The 17118-nt window shown below is 61.6% G+C and carries 19 protein-coding genes, 2 tRNA genes and 1 pseudogene; 10 read left to right on the top strand and 12 right to left on the bottom strand.

Annotation, left to right across the window (positions count from 1 at the left end; translation table 11 throughout):
- Nucleotides 1-84: 84 nt before the first annotated feature.
- Nucleotides 85-360: a CtrA inhibitor SciP gene (gene sciP / locus HAP47_RS33140; protein ID WP_002714638.1), complete on the bottom strand. Its 276-nt coding sequence runs from the start codon at nt 358-360 to the stop codon at nt 85-87.
- 457 nt (nt 361-817) lie between these two features.
- Here sciP and HAP47_RS33135 point away from each other — a divergent pair, with 457 nt between their 5' ends.
- On the top strand, nt 818-1594 hold the full coding sequence (locus tag HAP47_RS33135) for an alpha/beta fold hydrolase (protein WP_173640970.1): 777 nt from the start codon (nt 818-820) through the stop codon (nt 1592-1594).
- Between the two features lie 144 nt (nt 1595-1738).
- Here HAP47_RS33135 and HAP47_RS33130 read toward each other — a convergent pair whose 3' ends face one another.
- Both HAP47_RS33130 and HAP47_RS33125 read right to left on the bottom strand, forming a co-directional pair.
- Nucleotides 1739-2995 (bottom strand): OpgC family protein, encoded by a 1257-nt coding sequence (locus HAP47_RS33130; RefSeq protein WP_173640971.1) that lies wholly within the window; start codon nt 2993-2995, stop codon nt 1739-1741.
- 124 nt (nt 2996-3119) lie between these two features.
- Nucleotides 3120-3299 (bottom strand): hypothetical protein, encoded by a 180-nt coding sequence (locus HAP47_RS33125; RefSeq protein WP_173640972.1) that lies wholly within the window; start codon nt 3297-3299, stop codon nt 3120-3122.
- Between the two features lie 549 nt (nt 3300-3848).
- On the opposite strand from HAP47_RS33125, the gene HAP47_RS33120 reads away from it, so the two are divergent.
- Complete coding sequence (locus tag HAP47_RS33120) at nt 3849-4826, top strand: helix-turn-helix transcriptional regulator (protein WP_173640973.1); 978 nt, start codon at nt 3849-3851, stop codon at nt 4824-4826.
- Between the two features lie 454 nt (nt 4827-5280).
- Nucleotides 5281-5568, top strand: coding sequence for a hypothetical protein (locus tag HAP47_RS33115; RefSeq protein WP_173640974.1), 288 nt, complete (start codon nt 5281-5283; stop codon nt 5566-5568).
- A 133-nt stretch (nt 5569-5701) separates the two neighbouring features.
- Here the strand turns inward: HAP47_RS33115 and HAP47_RS33110 are convergent, their stop codons facing one another.
- From HAP47_RS33110 to HAP47_RS33100, 3 genes are all read right to left on the bottom strand, one after another.
- Nucleotides 5702-5884, bottom strand: coding sequence for a hypothetical protein (locus HAP47_RS33110; protein ID WP_173640975.1), 183 nt, complete (start codon nt 5882-5884; stop codon nt 5702-5704).
- A 340-nt stretch (nt 5885-6224) separates the two neighbouring features.
- A complete protein-coding gene (locus tag HAP47_RS33105; RefSeq protein ID WP_173640976.1) occupies nt 6225-6947 on the bottom strand; it encodes a flagellar hook assembly protein FlgD in 723 nt (240 codons plus the stop codon).
- Nucleotides 6948-6957: 10 nt separating this feature from the next.
- On the bottom strand, nt 6958-8550 hold the full coding sequence (locus HAP47_RS33100) for a flagellar hook-length control protein FliK (protein WP_173640977.1): 1593 nt from the start codon (nt 8548-8550) through the stop codon (nt 6958-6960).
- Nucleotides 8551-8918: 368 nt separating this feature from the next.
- Here HAP47_RS33100 and mnmA point away from each other — a divergent pair, with 368 nt between their 5' ends.
- The 4 genes from mnmA to HAP47_RS33080 all read left to right on the top strand — a co-directional run bounded on the left by mnmA (nt 8919) and on the right by HAP47_RS33080 (nt 11382).
- Nucleotides 8919-10115, top strand: a complete 1197-nt coding sequence (gene mnmA / locus HAP47_RS33095; protein WP_173640978.1) for a tRNA 2-thiouridine(34) synthase MnmA — start codon at nt 8919-8921, stop codon at nt 10113-10115.
- Entirely contained in the window at nt 10078-10779 is a 702-nt protein-coding gene (locus HAP47_RS33090; RefSeq protein ID WP_231168537.1) for a class I SAM-dependent methyltransferase, read from the top strand. Before mnmA ends, HAP47_RS33090 begins: the two co-directional genes overlap by 38 nt.
- 53 nt (nt 10780-10832) lie before the next feature.
- Nucleotides 10833-11189 (top strand): hypothetical protein, encoded by a 357-nt coding sequence (locus HAP47_RS33085; protein ID WP_173640980.1) that lies wholly within the window; start codon nt 10833-10835, stop codon nt 11187-11189.
- Nucleotides 11190-11305: 116 nt separating this feature from the next.
- Nucleotides 11306-11382, top strand: a tRNA-Met gene (locus tag HAP47_RS33080).
- A 70-nt stretch (nt 11383-11452) separates the two neighbouring features.
- Here HAP47_RS33080 and HAP47_RS41485 read toward each other — a convergent pair.
- From HAP47_RS41485 to HAP47_RS33065, 3 genes and pseudogenes are all read right to left on the bottom strand, one after another.
- Nucleotides 11453-12037 carry a zinc ribbon domain-containing protein gene (locus HAP47_RS41485; protein WP_231169025.1) on the bottom strand — a complete coding sequence of 195 codons (585 nt, stop codon included), beginning with the start codon at nt 12035-12037 and terminating at the stop codon, nt 11453-11455.
- Nucleotides 12038-12187: 150 nt separating this feature from the next.
- Nucleotides 12188-12968, bottom strand: a pseudogene (locus HAP47_RS41480) (recombinase family protein); the annotation flags it as partial.
- Nucleotides 12907-13170: a hypothetical protein gene (locus tag HAP47_RS33065; RefSeq protein WP_176396272.1), complete on the bottom strand. Its 264-nt coding sequence runs from the start codon at nt 13168-13170 to the stop codon at nt 12907-12909. The gene HAP47_RS33065 and the pseudogene HAP47_RS41480, both read right to left, overlap by 62 nt.
- Nucleotides 13171-13463: 293 nt before the next feature.
- Here HAP47_RS33065 and HAP47_RS33060 point away from each other — a divergent pair.
- Nucleotides 13464-13528: transfer RNA gene (locus HAP47_RS33060), tRNA-Glu, on the top strand.
- A gap of 344 nt (nt 13529-13872) precedes the next feature.
- Here the strand turns inward: HAP47_RS33060 and HAP47_RS33055 are convergent.
- Both HAP47_RS33055 and HAP47_RS33050 read right to left on the bottom strand, forming a co-directional pair.
- Nucleotides 13873-14220: a hypothetical protein gene (locus tag HAP47_RS33055; protein ID WP_173640765.1), complete on the bottom strand. Its 348-nt coding sequence runs from the start codon at nt 14218-14220 to the stop codon at nt 13873-13875.
- A gap of 216 nt (nt 14221-14436) precedes the next feature.
- Entirely contained in the window at nt 14437-14751 is a 315-nt protein-coding gene (locus tag HAP47_RS33050) for a c-type cytochrome (RefSeq protein WP_173640982.1), read from the bottom strand.
- Between the two features lie 222 nt (nt 14752-14973).
- On the opposite strand from HAP47_RS33050, the gene HAP47_RS33045 reads away from it, so the two are divergent.
- Nucleotides 14974-15737, top strand: a protein-coding gene (locus HAP47_RS33045; RefSeq protein WP_173639670.1) for an IS5 family transposase whose coding sequence is annotated in 2 segments (ribosomal slippage) — nt 14974-15309 and nt 15312-15737 — 762 coding nt in all. Because the reading frame shifts where the segments join, the coding sequence is not laid out codon by codon here.
- A 102-nt stretch (nt 15738-15839) separates the two neighbouring features.
- Nucleotides 15840-16782 (top strand): IS630 family transposase gene (locus HAP47_RS33040; RefSeq protein ID WP_173640059.1). Its coding sequence is split into 2 segments (ribosomal slippage): nt 15840-16175 and nt 16177-16782, totalling 942 coding nucleotides; the frame shifts between segments, so codons are not numbered across the junction.
- Between the two features lie 22 nt (nt 16783-16804).
- Here HAP47_RS33040 and HAP47_RS33035 read toward each other — a convergent pair.
- The gene (locus HAP47_RS33035; protein ID WP_173640983.1) at nt 16805-17110 is read right to left on the bottom strand and encodes a hypothetical protein; all 306 of its coding nucleotides are present in this window, start codon (nt 17108-17110) and stop codon (nt 16805-16807) included.
- Nucleotides 17111-17118: the final 8 nt, after the last annotated feature.

The following is a 17118-nucleotide window of genomic DNA, read 5'->3' as shown; positions in this document are numbered from 1 at the left end:
ACCGCGGCAAAAACGCGGACATGAAAAAAACCGGCTTCGCAAGGCGAGGCCGGTTTTCGTCAAATACCACTCTTTAGGAGAAACTTACTGCCGGTACTGCTGGATACGTGTAGTGCGCAGTCCGGCCAGACCATGCTGGTCGATCGAGAACTGCCAGGAAAGGAACTCATCGACGGTCAACGTGTAGCGGCTGCAAGCCTCCTCAAGGGAGAGCAGGCCGCCGCGGACCGCAGCGACGACTTCGGCCTTGCGGCGGATGACCCACCGCTTGGTACCGGGGGCCGGCAGGTCCGCAATCGTTAACGGGCTGCCGTCAGGCCCGATGACGTATTTCACCCTCGGGCGATGGGGTTCTGTCATGGCGTACTCACAAACTCTCAACCACTGAACTCGCAGGAAGTAACCTACGCCCACCGGTTTAAAATTTGCCTAAGCCCAAGCGTTCAATACGAATCTCGTTGGAACGGCCGGGAACAGGGCGGCGGATTGGGCGCTTGGGAGCCGTGCGCTGCCGGTTGTGCGCACGTTTCATCGGGCAGCGGAACAAGCTGCACCCCTCTCCCTAACCCTCCCGCGCTAGACTAGGGGAGAGGGTTGGGGAGAGGGGTGGCCCCGGGCGGGATGATTGACATGAATCTCGCTTTCGCAATCCCGTCGCGCGTCACGACGTGTGTCGAAAGATTGCCGGACGAACCGTCATCACTTCTCTTTGACAACAGCGTAGCGCCGTAACAACGTGCTCTCGTGTGCGTAGGAGTCGTTGTCCGCTCACCACAGGTGGGCGCGTTTCCCCAATCACTCCATCCGAGCCCTTGTCATGATGATGAACAGACGCACTTTCTCGACCGCCTTGCTTGCGGGAGCTGCAGCTTCACTGGTGTCCTCGCGCGGCATCGCCGCAACCACGCCGCCGGTGAAGGCACGCAACGTCGTGCTGGTGCACGGCCTGTTCGCCGACGGCTCATGCTGGTCGGAAGTCATTCCGCGCCTGCAGGCGGCAGGGCTCAATGTGACGTCCGTGCAAAATCCGTTGTCCACGCTACCGGAAGCGGTCGCATCGGCGCAGCGTGTGCTCGATCGTCAGGATGGCCCGACCGTTCTGGTCGGCCATTCCTTCTCCGGCATGATCGTCACCGAGGCCGGTGTGCATCCGAATGTCTCGGCGTTGGTCTATGTCGCCGCGCGCGCACCCGATGCGGATGAGGACTACACCGCGCTGGCCAAAACCTATCCGACGCCGCCCGCGAGCGCCGGCATCGTATTCGATGGCGACGAGGGCCGGCTGAGCGAAGAGGCGTTCCTGCGCGATTTCGCCGGCGACATCCCGGAAGCCAAGGCGAAGGTGCTCTATGCCGTGCAGCAGCCGTTCCACAAGCAACTGCTGGCGGGCAAGACCAGCCACGCGGCCTGGCGCAGCAAGCCGAGCTACTACGCGGTCTCGGCCGAGGACCGCACCATCAATCCGGATCTCGAACGCTTCATGGCCAAGCGGATGGGCGCGACCACGATCGAGGTGAAGGCCAGCCATCTCGCGTTGATTTCACAGCCTGAGCCGATTGCGCGGCTGATCCTCGAGGCCGCGGGCCGGTCGTAGTGAGCGTCGGCGGCAAGCGTGCTTCGGCAGCGAGCTCCGTTTCGCCTCCCCCCGCGTGTGGGGAGAGGTCGGAACGGTTGCGTCGCGAATGCGTGTGCGGCCGAACGTAGCAAACAGCCGATGTCCGGCACGATCCAAATTTCATCAAGGGCAGTACGTCGATGGAGCGGTGACGGCTGTCAGCTGTGCATCAAGAACGGTTCTGCGTGCGCGATCCTCAACTTTCCGATTTGTAGCGGCGGCGGGCATTTTCCGATCAACTGCGCCCACCGCAGGCTTGCGCTTGGTGCTGAGCGCGTTCAGGAGCGCCGCGACGGTGGTCATCATCAAGACGCCGCCGAGACTGAGCGCGATCTGCATCGCAGGCCGGTTCGAGATGTTGAACAGATCAAACTGGCCGACCAGCGCCAGGAGGACGCCGAGGCAATAGATCGGCAGCGAATTCTCGCCACACCACCGCGCGCCACGCAGCATCGGCGTCGATAGTCCTCGCCAGCCCTCGGGAACGAGCCATGACGCCACGATCGCGAGAGCCATGAAATGCAGCAGCCGCAACGGGCTCAGATTCGATTTGTCCGATGGAAATAGCAGGTCCGTCAAGGCCTGCGGCACCACCGGCTTGACGTGCTGGCCGAGTGCGATGACCAGGCTTGTCGCGAGAAAGAGAGTGGAAAGGACCAGCGCAGGGCGCGACGTTATCCAATCCCGGATTGTCCTCCCCTCGACGACGTACCATGCGCCCAGCACGACCAGAAACTGCCATGCCAGCGGGTTGAAGAACCAGACGCCGTCGGGCCAGGCGGGAACGCGCCAGCCGAAGACGCGCACCAGCGCATAAAGCAACAGCGAAACGCCGAGCGTCACGTTTGGTGCGCGCAGCAGCAGCCACAACAACGGTGCGAACAACACGTGGCAGATCACAAAGACTGGCAAGACATCGGTATTGACAGGGCGGAATTGCAGGATTGCGGCGTGCGCAAGCGTCGCGCCCGGACGCTCGAACAAGACCCGCGTATTGCTGTCGTCGGCCAGATGATCGCTGCCCGCGACGTAGACGAGCACGGCGCAAGCGAGCGCGAGCAAGAGAAAGGCGGCATAGATATCCCATGCCCGCCGCAGCGAACGGCCGATCACGCCTCTCCAGCCGTCACGTTGACGGGCTCTGCCGTAGGCTAGCGCGCAAGTCACGCCCGAAATGAACATGAATATTTCGGCAGCATCGCAGAAGCCGTAGTTGCGCAGCGTCAGCCAGCTTCCGACGTTATTTGGAACGTGGTCGAGAAAGATCCACCATAACGCGATCCCGCGGCAGACGTCGATGCGCGGGTCGCGACCAGCCGATCTGAACTCCGGCGGAGTTTCGTCGATCAATCGCTTCGAGGTGTGGGTTCGATCATGCATCTGTCGATCTGTCCGGCGTGCGCGTACGGCCTCATCGGGCACAGGTCCATGCGACGCTTGGATGCTCCAAGGCGTGCGCGTGCCGGACCAGCCTCCGGCCAAGCCATCGGATTGGACGCTCCAGCTACCCGAGGGTTGGCGGCGCTTTCGCCGGCCAGCCGCAATCAAGGGGCCCGGAACGATCGCCGTCTTCCGGCGGCGCCTGCAGGACTTCGCCGACGAGCGGTATCAAAAATTGCTTTCGCATTTCGGCGAGGCGGGCACGACAGTACTCGTGATAAAGCATGTCGAATATGATGGACATGATCGAACGCCTTCTTGATCACTGAGGTTGACTTCCCACGTGACAGATTTCGACCATTTCAACCGGCGGCCAAAAGCCAACAGTGCCGCAGGCATTTATGTCCGACAGATTCTGCTTAGCGATTTGGCTAGAGCAGCGAAATAAAATCGGTATCGGCAATCTTTCAAGACAACCTGCCCGCGGTTCCGTAAGCCGGATCAAGTGCGAACAGGGGCATCAAGCTGATCTGCGCTTGCGTGCCGCCAGGGACGTCCAATGAATCCGTTGGCGGCAATTTCAGATAGAGCCAACACGACCGTTTCCTCCTAAGGGAGAAATAAAGGCCGTGACTTTCGCGATCAGTATAAACGTAATATTCTGACCGACAGGTGAACCAGTTCACATCTGCATCGATCACAGGCAAATCAGACTAGCAGATCGATAGCATGGCTTCTTGGACTTGCGCGCACGGACCCTGAGAGGGCCTGTGCGTGAATTGCAAAATGCAGACATTGAAAATGGTGTTCCGCAGCATTTCATCCTGATGCTCTGTGACGGCTGGAGGTCCCCATGCCTACGGACGCAGCCAATTTTGCATCGTATCGTTTTTCGACGCGCGACCTTCCGGAGCGTATTCGTCTCCCTCTATGGCGCGAGCACTTTGGGCGATGCGTCGTGCACGCCGATATCGAGCCGCTGTCGAACGCTCCGATCCAGGCCGACGCGTCGCTCCAGGCGGTTCAGGGCCTGCGTATGCTCGCGCTGAAGGGCACGTCGATGCGCTTTGAGCGTTCGCAGGCGAACCTCGCCGATGGCGATGATTCCGTCGGCATCATCTTCTGCTCTCCCGGCAGAAGTCAGCTATCGCAGCACTGCCGGGAAGTTGAGCTTCGCGCCGGCGATGCGATCGCAATTCTGCATTCCGAGCCCGCCAGCGTTACCTACGTTGATGGATTGCTATTTGGTCTCGCGGTGCCGCGCGCGGAGCTTGAGCAGCGCGTATCGGATGTCGAGAGCCTGGCCATGCGGCCGATTGGGCACCGAACGGAAGCATTCCGGCTATTCGCGGCATATCTGAAATCGGTGCTGAAGGCGAGAGCACTGACCGCCCCAAAACTTCGTCATACGGTCGTGACCCATCTCCACGATCTCGTCGCACTCGCGATCGACGAGTGTCCTGCCTTGGGCGAGAGCAGCGCGAGCGCCGTGATGGCTGCGCGGCACAATGCAGCCCTCGACTACATCACGATGCACTTTCAGGAGCCTGGGCTCAGCGTCCCAACGGTCGCACGCTGCCAGGGCATCTCGCCTCGCTATCTGCAACGCCTGATGGCGTCATCGGGAACGTCGTTCACGGAGCGCCTGAACGAATTGCGTCTCCAGCGGGCGTTCGAACTGCTAACCCGGTCTGACGCATCCCGTCAGCGAATCTCCGACATCGCGCTGGAGGTTGGCTTCTCGGATGTTTCGCATTTCAACCGCTTGTTCCGAATTCGCTTCGGCGATTCTCCGCGCGGCGTTCGGCTTGTCCGAAGGGGAGCCAGCTGAGCCGTGCTAACATGATCGGCACTTGTGCAATGCTCAAAGGGATATCTTGAAGAGATTGTAAGGCCATGGGCGGCCGGTTCTTCACCGGGGGCTCGGTGTCGGCCGCCAGGACAGGTCGTCGGACCAAAGGTAGACCGCGATCGCTGCCAGGCACAAGGCTATGCCGATCCAGAAAACCGGCGAGTGATGGATGGGGCGTCGATTGCTCGGAACTGGTTTCATTCGATCAACTCATTGCGCGCGAATACTGAGGTCGGCAATGCCTGGATCCGGGAGTGTCGCTCAGGCAGGACGCTCCTTGCAAGAAATCCTTGCAAGAGCTTGGGCACGTCGCCGGCGCGCTTGCATCGGTTGCAAAGCAGAGTGAGCTAGCTCACAGCGAGTGCGCGCGTCACGCATCATTGTCGGGGCGTCGCATCGAAGCGACGAATGGAAAACGAAGGACTCCGACATCATGGCCAATATCGACCACAAGCAAGGCACCTATACGATCGCTGCCAACTCGAGCCAGCCGTTCACGTTCTGGTGGGGCAAGGATTCGAAAGCGCCGAACGAGTTTTTCGACGTGTCGATCGCGCCGCATTTCGAGAAGAACCAGACCTCGATGGAGCCCCTGCACGAAACCGACCGGGCCGTGTACTGGGATCACCGCGGGGGTGTCGGCGTCGTGCTGATCCTGACCTTGCAGGATCGCAACAACTTTCCGGTGACGTTCGAGGCCAATCACGTTCGAATCTATTGATGCGGCGCGCATATGGAGCGGGCCGCGCCGGTTGCGCGGCCGGCGCAGGCCGGGCCAGTCAGCCTTGACTGCGTTCGGGGTTCGTGAGCGCGGCGAGACAGCCTCGCTTTGTCATTCCACTCCGGCTGCGTTGCTACTCGCCGGCAGTCGGCGGCAGCCGTTCCCGAAGCGCTGCGATCTCGAGCATGACGGTGATGGCGATGGTCCTGAGGCGCGCATTCTCGGTCATTGTCTCGGCAAGCTGCGGGTGGGGTGCCCCGGCATGGCTTGGAGTGGTCTGGGCGCGATCTGGCGGTGTCGGGCGTGTCGGGGTCACAGGCTAGCTCTTGCCGGCGGTCAAGGCGCGCAGCTTGGGCAGCTGCGGAGTTTCAGGGCGGAAGCGGCGTTCAAACGCGGAATATGAAGATAACGTCCGCTTGCTTACAGGAAGCTGACGTGTCGCAATTTATTGCTGTTTATGTCTGCTGATGCTGCTTAGGAAGCATTAGAGCCCTGGCACTGATTTGCCCGACGGCGCAAGCTCCCTTCGCAAGATAGTTCGCTTTATCAGAAATGCAGCCGAGTGTATGGCTCACCCGTCTCACCCGAGCGAGGGGCGCTGCGCATCGTCACGGGTGTTGCGGTGACGGGCGCGGCGCAAGTCGAGGCGACAAGGCTTAGCTGCTGCTCGTCGCGCCGCGCACCACGCGCTTGATCTTGTCGGTGGTGTAGGTCTGGCCGCCGATCGAGAGCAGCGGCGGGGTGGCGGTCAGGTCGACGGAGTCGACGACACCCTGCACTTCGGTGGAAATCGCAAGCGGGTTGCCCTTGGAATCCTTGCCGGTCGCGGTCAGCGTGTAGGCGCCGGCCGGCCATTGCGTGCCGTCATTGCCCTTGCCATCCCAGACGAAGCTGGCGTTGCCCTGGCTCAGGTTGAAGTTGCCGGAATAGGCGGTCTGGCCGGTCGAGCTCGTGATCGTGACGGTGGCGCTGGTGGCTTGCGGGGACACCAGATTCCAGGTCGCGGATTTGTTGAGCTGCGTCTTGCTGCCGTCGACGGCCACCGTGTTGCCGACATAGACCAGCGCCTGGGTCGACTGCGCGCTCTTCTCGATCGCGATCAGCTGCTTGAGCTGATCGTTGGACTTCAGCTGCTGCTCGACGCCGGCGAACTGCACGAGCTGCTGGGTGAACTGGTTGGTGTCGAGCGGGTCGAGCGGGTTCTGGTTCTGCAGCTGCGTGGTCAGCAGCGTCAGGAAGGTCTGGAAATTGTCGGCGATGCCCTGCGACGAGGTCGTCAGGCCGCTGCCGTTGCTGCTGCTGCTGCTTCCGGAGCTCGTTCCGTTACTGGTGCCCGGTGCTGAGACGACCGGCGTCGGCATGGTTGCGTCGACTGCCATGGTGAACTCCTTACACTCTGATATCGACGCCGCCGAGGGCGCCGGTTGCGCGGCCATAGGAGCGGCCCGCCGCTGCGGCGGGGACGCTGTCCTCCTCGGCGACGATCAAACGATGGGCGTTCGGATTGGACTGGCCGTTGTTGTTCTGGCCCGACTGCGACTGATCGCGCAGGCTGAACTGCAATCCGCCATTGCCGGTCGACAGGCCGGCATTGTCGAGCGCGCGCTGCAGCTGGTTGGCGTCCTGGCGCAGCATCGACAGCGTCTCCGGGCGTTCGACGGTGAGGTGCGAGGTCACCTGGCCGTTGCGATCGACGTCGATGCGGACATCGATGCGGCCGAGCTCGGCGGGGTCGAGCCGGATCTCGAAGCGGCTCTTGCCGCTCTTGGCGGAGGCGGCGATCTGCATCGCAAGCCCGCTGAGCGGCACGGCGGCGGTTTGTGCGGCGTTGGTCACGGTCAATTGCGCGGTCGCAGACGGCGTCGTCTGGCTGGTCGGCAGTTGCGCCTGGAGTGCATTCGCCGCCTGCGCGCTGGGATCGGGTGTCGTGAGCTGGGCCTGGGCAGCCGCGTGGCCACCGGCCGTCGGCGTCGGCGCGGCGTTGCCGTCGCCGCTTGCATCGGCCTTGATGGCATCGGCTGCGCCGTCCGCGGTGGCCTTCGCCTTGCCGGATACAGCCGCCGGCTGCGTGGCTGCGGGAACGATGTTGGTCGGAGCAGCCTGCGCGGTGTTGGCGTTGCCCTGTGCTGCGCCGTCCTGGCTGGTTGGCGTTGTCGCAGTCGCGTCCTTTGCGGCCACCTGTGCCTTGGCTTGCGTCGTCGTCTTCGTGGCGGGCGTTCCGGCGGCAACCGTGGCGGCGAGAGTTGCATCGCCGGTCGCCGTCGCTGCGCCGGAAACCGTTGCCGAATCTGTCGTGATGACCTGTCCCTCGGTCTTGACGCCAGCCGCCTTCGCGACCTTGTCGGCATTCGCCGCGGTGGTCGCCGCCGTTGCGGTGTCGGCGCCGGCAGGCGCACCGCTGCCGGCTGGCGCACCGGTGGCGGCGATGGCGGAGCTTGCCGCGATAGCCGCAGCCGCGATCGCAAGCCGTGCGGCCGGCTGGCCCGATGGCGCGGTCGCCGCTGTCGGGTTAGTCGCCGGTGCGGCGGCGACGGGAACGGCAACCACGGCGCTGGCCGCTGCCGCATTGGCTGGGTCCGGCTGCGGCACGGCTTGCGCCGTGGCCTTGTCGCCGGTGGATTGCGCATCGGTGCTCGACTTCGAGTCGTCCGATTTCGATTTCGATTTCGACTTGGTCTTGGGCGGCGCGTCGCTGCTGCTATCGACCTTGTTGTCGTCGCGCGAGCTGCCGGAATCCCGCGACGTCCGATCGGGGGCCGTGCTGGTGTCGCGGGAGCGCGCATCGGTCGTCGAGGTGGAATCGTCGGACCGGCGCGCGGGTGCCGGCTGGGCGTCGTACCTGTTGTTGTCGCTCATGGACGCAGTGTTGCTGCCGACCAGCGCGGCAAAGCCGTCGTTTCCCGCCTGCGAGGCGGGATCGGGCCGCGCCGACCGCGGCGCCGCGGCCTGAAAAGACCGGCTTGCCAATGCTTCCGACGTCATGCTGACCACTGCCAACCCTCGCAAATGAGACTTCCGGCGTTTTGTGAGCAAGGAGCGGGCCAATTATCGAGCCTAAAGAAATATGAATTATTTCAATTAGTTAAAGGTTATGCACGCGACCTGGAACAGGTTCCAGGCAGGCGTCCTTTTTGCCCGGCGGCAAGATTTGCCGTCCGCGCACGGCAAGGCACGGATTCCGCCGGATTGCCTCGCCGGAATACGGCCTATATTAAAGGTGGCCTCCGACGCGTCCCGAACCGACCGAACCGGCCTTGGACGCGCTCTAAGGCTCTCTGGATAAAGGCTTTTTCCAATTTCGTCGCGGAGCGCATAAGCTCGCCGCGACAGTAACCAATGACCGCTTAGAGATGCTCAACAGTCTGGATCTTGAAGGCCGCCCTGAAGACACACGGATTGTCGTTGCCATGTCTGGCGGCGTCGACTCGTCGGTGACGGCTGCGCTGTTGAAGTCGCAGGGCTATGACGTGGTCGGGATCACGCTGCAGCTCTACGACCATGGTGCCGCGACCCATCGAAAGGGCGCCTGCTGCGCCGGCCGCGACATCCACGACGCACGCAATGTCGCGGAGCGGATCGGCATCCCGCATTACGTGCTCGATTACGAAAGCCGCTTCAAGCAATCCGTGATCGACAATTTCGCCGACAGCTACGCGCTCGGCGAGACGCCGGTGCCGTGCATCGAGTGCAACCGTTCGGTCAAGTTCCGCGATCTGCTCTCGACCGCGCGCGAGCTCGGCGCGCAGGCCCTGGCCACCGGTCATTATGTCGCCTCGCGCCGGCTTGCCGACGGATCGCGCTCGCTGACTTGCGCGGCGGATGCCGATCGCGACCAGAGCTATTTCCTGTTCGCGACCACGCGCGAGCAGCTCGACTTCCTGCGCTTCCCGCTCGGCGACATGACCAAGCCGCAGACCCGCGAGCTGGCGCGGCGCTTCGATCTCGAGGTCGCCGACAAGCAGGACAGCCAGGACATCTGCTTCGTGCCGACCGGCCGCTACACCGACATCATCGGACGGCTCAAGCCGAATGCGATCGCCCCCGGCGACATCGTCGATCTCGCCGGCAATGTCATCGGCCAGCACCAGGGCATCGTTCATTTCACCGTCGGCCAGCGCAAGGGCCTCGGCATCGCCTCGGGCCACCCGCTCTATGTGGTCAAGCTCGATGCGGCGACGCGCCGGGTCGTGGTCGGGCCGCGCGAGGCGCTGCGCATGGATCGCATCGCGCTGCGCGACGTCAACTGGATCGGCGACGGCGCGCTGGACCGCGTGATCGGCGAGGGTATCGAGATCCATGTCCGCGTGCGTTCGACGCGCGCGCCGCAGCCGGCATGGTTGCGCGCCACGGATGGCGGCTATGAGGTCGAGCTCGTCGCGGGCGAGGAGGGCGTGTCGCCCGGCCAGGCCTGCGTGTTCTACGACGCGGCCTCCGGGCAGGCGCGCGTGCTCGGCGGCGGCTTCATCAGAAGTGCGAGCGCGAGCCGCGCGGCGCGGGCGACGACGCAGGATGCGATGGCGCCGCTGGCGGAAGCGGTTCGCGGCTAGACAAAAGAAGCATCGGGGCAGGGGAATGGCTGGGGACATCGACCGCGAGGGGGTCGAAAAGGCGTATGGCCGCTGGGCACCGATCTACGATCTCGTGTTCGGCAAGGTGTTCGATCAGGGCCGTCAGTCGACGATCGCGGAGGCCGACCGGATCGGCGGACGCGTGCTCGACGTCGGCGTCGGCACCGGGCTGTCGCTATCGGAATATGCGCGCACCACGAAGCTGTGCGGCGTCGATATCTCCGAGCCGATGCTGCGGCGGGCGCTCAAGCGCGTGCGCGCGCTGGGCCTCAGCAATGTCGAGACGCTGGCGGTGATGGACGCCAAGCACCTCGCATTTCCGGATTCGTTTTTCGACGCGGTGGTCGCGCAATACGTCATCACCGCAGTGCCGGATCCCGAAGCCACGCTGGATGATTTCATTCGCGTGCTGAAGCCGGGTGGCGAACTGATCCTGGTCAATCACATCGGCGCCGAGAGCGGCCCGCGCCGGATCTTCGAGCTCGCCTTCGCGCCGCTGGCGCGACGGCTCGGCTGGCGTCCGGAATTTCCGTGGGAGCGGCTGACCAATTGGGCCGCCAAGCATGGCGGCGTCAGCCTTGCGGAGCGCCGGCCGATGCCGCCGATGGGGCATTTCTCGCTGATCCGTTTCCGCAAATCGTGAGACTGCGGCGATCTTGATCGGGAACATCGGCGCGTCGTCACGGTTTTCTCGTCATGAGGATCAATCGAACGCTCGCGTTGTCCTGGGCCCTGATCATGGCGCCCGTCATTGCCGCGGCGCAGGCTCCGCCGACGCCCGCCACGCCGCCGGCACAGACTGCGCCGCCGGCGCCGTCTCCCGCCGCCGCGAATTGCGCGCCGCAGCAGCCTTCGCATCCGGGTGTTGCGGGGCCAGAGGGAACCACCACCGGGCAAGCTTTGGGCGACAAGCTGGCCAAATCCGACGGCGTGCTATGTCCGCCGGCCGGCGTCGACCCCGAAATGCGTGCGCCGACCCCGCAAGGCGGCAACACGCCGGTGATTCCGCCACCTGGCAGCCCCGGCGGCGACCCATCGGTCAGACCGAAATAGCGCCTGTCTGCAATAGTTTGCGCTCCCGTCCGGGTTTGCTTGACAGGCGTGCGTGCCACTCTTTATATGCCGCGCGTTCGCACCCGCGGCTTGCATGCCGCCGATCGCGAGCCCATGGCGGGGTAGCTCAGCTGGTTAGAGCACGGGAATCATAATCCTGGGGTCGGGGGTTCGAGTCCCTCTCCCGCTACCATGTATCCCCCCACTATTGTGGTGGACCTGAGGAAAGACCTCACCGCCTATTAGGGTGGCGAGCTTGCCTTTTACTTCGACCTCGAAGCCTTTCCAGGTCCCTTTGGGTGGACAGTGACGCTATGCACGAGGGTCCGAAAATCTTGGACCAGGGAACCACGATCGTCCTCTGCCTTCGAATGGCCAGCCATTGTCTCGGCAAGCGTGTTCACCGTCCTGATGTAGCGATCCAGGGCAGCTGGGTGGAGTGCAGCGGGGACCGGGGCTTCTTCAAGTGCGGCTATTTCGGCTTCGATGCGCAGCCGCTGTTCCTTTAGCTCCAGGATCCGCTGCTTGGCATCCTCCTCGGAGATGACGTATTTGATCACAAGATCAATATTGCGTTGCCGCTCGCCTTCGATCCGGTCACGCTTCGCCACCAGTCGCGCACGTACCGCGACCGCATCCCCCGCAAGCCGCTCTCGTTCACTGTTGTAGCTGCGCACGTAAGTCTCGATCAGCCGCGGATCTTTCAATTCCTCGGCCATGCCACTGAGCACAAGCCTTTCGATGTCGCGCAGATAGATGATCCTGCGATTCGAGCAACTCCCGCTTTCGCGAACCGCTGAACAGCGAATCCTGGTCTTTCCAGTCTTGTCACGGTCATGAACCGACATCCCCGATCCACAACAACCGCAGCGAAGGAGACCGGAGAGGAGATGCGGCGCCCGTCGCTTCACGTGACTGGGCAAGTGGCTCTTCGCGGTCTTTAGAGCGTGAGCTTGCTCCCAAATGGACTGTTCGACGATGCGTACCTGGCGCGCCTCGATGCTCTGCCACTCATCACGAGGGTTCGGCCGGGATAGTCGCTTGCCGGTGTCGGGATCCTTGACCATCCGGACTTTGTTCCAGACGATCCGGCCGGCATAGAGTTCATTGAAGATGAGTCCGGCACCGCGTTGGGCGTTGCCATTGATCGTCGAAGCGTTCCATCGCCGGCCTCGCGGTGGACGAACACTTTCTCGGTTTAGATCCTGTGCGATGTCCCGGGGCGTTCTCCCCGCGACGTATGCCGCGAAAATGCGGCGCACGATCGCAGCTTCGTCTTCGACGATTTCAAGTTCACCGGGCTTGCCGGGAACGGCCCGATATCCATAGGCGCGTCCCCCGGCGTGTCGACCGTCCCGTATCACACCGGCCATGCCGCGACGCACCTTCTTCGCTCCGTCTTCGCGCTGCATTTGTCCAACGAGGCCGCGAATTCCAATCAAGACCGAGTCCGCCGTGCCGTCGTGAACGGCTTGAATCTCAATCCCTTGGAAAGATAGTCTTTTGTGGATGCCGGCCAGGTCTTCGATGTCGCGAGAAAGTCGATCCAGCGCTTCAACAATGACAACGGTGAAACGTTGTTGGCGCGCCGCATCCATAAGCTGTCAAGCCGTCGCGACCGAATACAGAGGCTCCGGAACGAGCTCTGTCCTCGAAAGTCGCAACGACGTTGAGTTGATGACGGGCCGCATAGGCCCTACACAGAGCAATCTGATCTTCAGTCGACTTTTCGTTCTGAAGCTCGGTCGAGAACCGAGCATAAACTGCCGCGGGCTTCATCTTGATCACCACCGCTGATGAGTTTTTCGCTGGCGGCATCAATATGAGTTTTCATCAGCCGCTCATTCTCGAAGAGATGATCGCGCCTCGCATCGGCAATTGCAAGGGCTTCAACAAATTTGACCAAAGCAGGATCTATATTACGTAGGTTTAAGCACCGTGGTGCACGATGAAGAATTTCCTTCGTCTTCGCACGCTTCATTAAAGCAAGATGCCGCATGCAGTCCAACAAGGGCAGGTCGCTTACACATCGATCGTTGATTTGGATATGATTGAAAGCACAACGGCGGACTCTGAGGAGCGGATAAATTCTGGAACGGGCTTGTTGTTGTGGCGGTGATCAAGCCCAGGAATCCGCTTGCGTCATTGTATGGAAGACATCCAGCTATACCGCTATGAGCGGCGGGATCACGATCGGCTTCGTTGATGTTGCTGTCTTTTTGTCTCAATCCAATCGCGTTCGTTGCGCTTCGCCGAACTCATATCGGGATGATCATCGAGTGGATCGACTTGGTCCTCTCAAGGCTGAAACAGGGGTTCGATTCCCCTAGGGAGCGCCAATCTTTTCAAGAGCTTAGCCGAATATTCCGAGACCGCGACGGCGCTCGACTTAGAATGAACCAAATATCGGAAAAGGCCGTTCAAGCGCGCGTCAGCCGTTAGCGCGGGCGTAGAAGCGCGGTCGCGTCCGAGAGGGACCGGAGGCCGCCGGGCTGCGAAAAACGCGCCGGACAGCCGCGCTGCGTGTCCGGGCGGGCGGTCGGAGCGGAGGCCGAAAGGCCGCCTCCGGGTCGATCCAGCGACGCGGGCGGCAGCGGTACTTGCATTGAGGGCGACGCGGCTCCGCCTCTCTTTGTTCAAGATCAATTGTCGCCACTCGTTCATCGATCAGCATCGTTCTTTATCACTTCACCCCATTCAGCGGCACACTGCTCCGCAAAGGGGAGATGACAATGAAACTAAGATATCTGCTTTTCGCACTGATATCCCAATCCTCTTCGCGCTCCCGCCGTACCGCCTCGCTGTCCGGGTTCTTAGACTTCAGCCAGCTTTTGGATAGGCCGGAACGGTACGGCGCATCGATCCGTTTCGAGACGATACCCTCCAGACCCAACCGACACGCATGCTCAAACACGACCGCGCCGTCGTCGTGTATTGAACTGAATTCCACTCGTCGCCTTGTCTGATTGGCATCCAGGCACGCGTCCGGCTCTAGTTCGATTTCCTCTTCAGCATGGGGCTTCTTTGTCATCCCGCCACAACCACTTTCTAGAGTTCACCCAACAGCCAAAGCGCTACCAGGCCTAGAAACGCTCTACAACAATAGCACATTGGTCAGAGATCGAAGCAAAGACAGGTGCGATGCTGGCACATGCGAGTTGCTATTTGCCGAGCCCTTAGTTTCAGGAAGCCTTGACATGGCTGAGGAAGAATCGTCCTCGTCCAGCAGAATAACCTCGCTTCTGCGCTATTTCCGCAGCGACGCGATGTAAGCGGCAATATCCGCTGCTTCGGCTCGGCTCAGCGGAAAGTTTGGCATCTTGGGATGCGGGTCGAGCAGGAAAAATGCCAGCTTCTCGGGGCTAAAATCTGGGTTACGCGCAACTGTAGCAAACGGCGGCACGTCGGCGACTGCCTGCTTCTGATCGTCGCTCACCACGTGACAGGTGGCGCACCATCGTTTTGCCAGCTCCGCCCCATGGTTTGCATCCGCAGCAAGGGCCGCCGATCCGGCGACAAATTCAAACGCGACAGCGAAAATCGCTGCATGATAGATTTGCATGAGCAGGATTCCAATTCGATGGATCGCTTGTAGCGCTGATCGGCCACGGCTTGAAGGGGGCAGATTTGCGATACTTTCATGCCGCATAGCAGCATGGCCGTGTCCCCTGTGGGATCAGGATTGCACCTGAAAGATTGGTCAAACGCACGCTAGGTCGTGTGGACTCTAGGGATTCCCTTTTAGGAGCAAATCAGATTCAAGGCTGCCTTTGGGGAGGCAGTCTTGGGTGTGCTGGACCGTTTGGTTTTGAGCGATGCGGCATGGGAACGAATGGCGCCTCTGATTATAGGTCGGCCTGACCAGAAAGGCTCGACCGGGCGCGACAATCGGATGTTCGTGGAAGGCGTGCTTTGGATCGTTCGTACGGGCGCTCCCTGGCGTGATCTGCCTGAAGCATTCGGGGACTGGAACAGCGTCTTCCGTCGCTTCAGTCGTTGGAGCCTCAAGGGAGTTTGGTGGCGGATCTTCGAGGTGATGTCCGATGATCCGGACTTCGAATATCTGATCGTCGATTCCACCATCGTCCGAGCCCACCAGCACGCTGCCGGGGCCAAAAAAGGGGGTCTGAAGATCAGGCGATCGGCCGCTCGCGCGGTGGTCTGAGCACCAAGATTCACATGGCCGTTCGGGGCTTGGGATGTCCCGTACGGTTCACGCTGAGCGCAGGTCAGAAGGGCGATGCGCCACAAGCGGCTGCTTTGCTCGAGGGATTACCAGCCGAGGTCGTCATGGCCGATACAGCCTATGACGCCGATCATTTGCGCCAAGCCATCGCCGCCAAGGGAGCACTCGCCGTCATCCCCAACAATCCGTCACGGGCACTCAAATATCCGCTCGACAAGCATCTCTATGCCCAGCGTCATCTCGTGGAGTGCTGCTTCTCAAAACTCAAGCAATTCCGCCGCGTCGCAACCCGCTTCGAAAAGACCGCCCGAAATTACCTTGCCGTCGTTACCATCGCAGCCACCGTCCTATGGATGCGGTAAGTGTCCACACGACCTAGAGCATGTTGTTTTTTACCGGAATCGGGATTCCCAGAGGGGACAATTTCTGATTCAAACTCCATGCTGGAACGGGGGCCAGCATGGATGACGCGACCCTATTCGGAAGATCTTCGTGAACTCGCTCTGGCGCGGGCTGATGCTGGCGAGACGGTTCGTTCGATTGCAGAAGCGCTTCGGATCAGTCCTTCCTGTGTGACGAAGTGGAAGAATCTGCGGCGGGAGACCGGCGGCGTTTCTCCCGGCAAGATCGGCGGTCACAAGAAGCCGGTTCTGTCCGGCACCAATGCCGACTGGCTGCGCAAACGCATTCGCTCCGGCCCATTCACTTTGCGGAAGCTGACGCAGGAACTGGCTGCGCGCGGGATCAAGACCGACGTGCGGGCAGTGTGGACGTTCGTCCATGCCGAAGGGCTGAGCTTCAAAAAAAACGATCCTGCCGGCCGAACAAGATCGTCCCGATATCGCGCGTAAACGGACGCGCTGGAAGACCCATCAGGGCAGGATCGACGCTTCGCGCCTGGTCTTTATCGACGAGACCTGGATCAAAACCAACATGGCGCCGCTGCGAGGCTGGGGACCGAGTGGGCAACGCCTCCAGGCGTCTGCGCCTTTCGGCCATTGGAAGACCATGACCTTCATCGCGGCGCTGCGCCACGACCGGATCAGCGCGCCATGGGTCATCGACGGCCCCATCAATGGCGAACTCTTCACCCTCTATGTCGAGCAGGTGCTGGCGCCGACCCTCGCAAAGGGCGAACTCGTCATTCTCGACAATCTCGGCAGTCACAAGGGCAACGCGGCGCGCAACGCCATCCGCGCCACAGGAGCCCATCTGCTCTTCCTGCCGCCCTATAGCCCCGATCTCAATCCGATCGAACAGGTCTTCGCCAAGCTCAAACACCTGATGCGAGCCGCGCAGCCGCGTGATGTCGAAGCGACTTGGCGCAAGGTCGGCGAACTCCTCGACGTCTTCTCTAAGGAGGAGTGCGCCAACTATCTCAAAAATTCAGGGTACGTTTCCGTATAAACACATCATGCTCTAGAGGGGGTTATCGGAGCGCGCGCACGTAACCGATCATCTCTTCGGTATCATCAGTGTCTTTGAAGAGTGTCCTCAGCAGCCGCCACAACTCGCGGTGCCCGGCTGTTTGGCCACCTTGCTTGAGATAATCCGCGATATCCATTGCGGCAGTTTGGATCTCAATCGTACCGCTGACGCATGCGTCCAAATGCGCCACCTCGTGCTCGACATACAAGCTTTTGGTGTCCGTATCGAAGACCAGTGCGCAACGATCCGCGTGGGTGACCTCAGGGCCTCTAACTTGACGGTACAACTCGCGTCTAAGGTGGGCCATGTTCAACT

Source organism: Bradyrhizobium sp. 41S5, from assembly GCF_011516665.3.
GTDB classification, from domain to species: Bacteria; Pseudomonadota; Alphaproteobacteria; order Rhizobiales; family Xanthobacteraceae; genus Bradyrhizobium; species Bradyrhizobium quebecense.
This window is presented reverse-complemented; position numbering and strand designations above follow the sequence as displayed.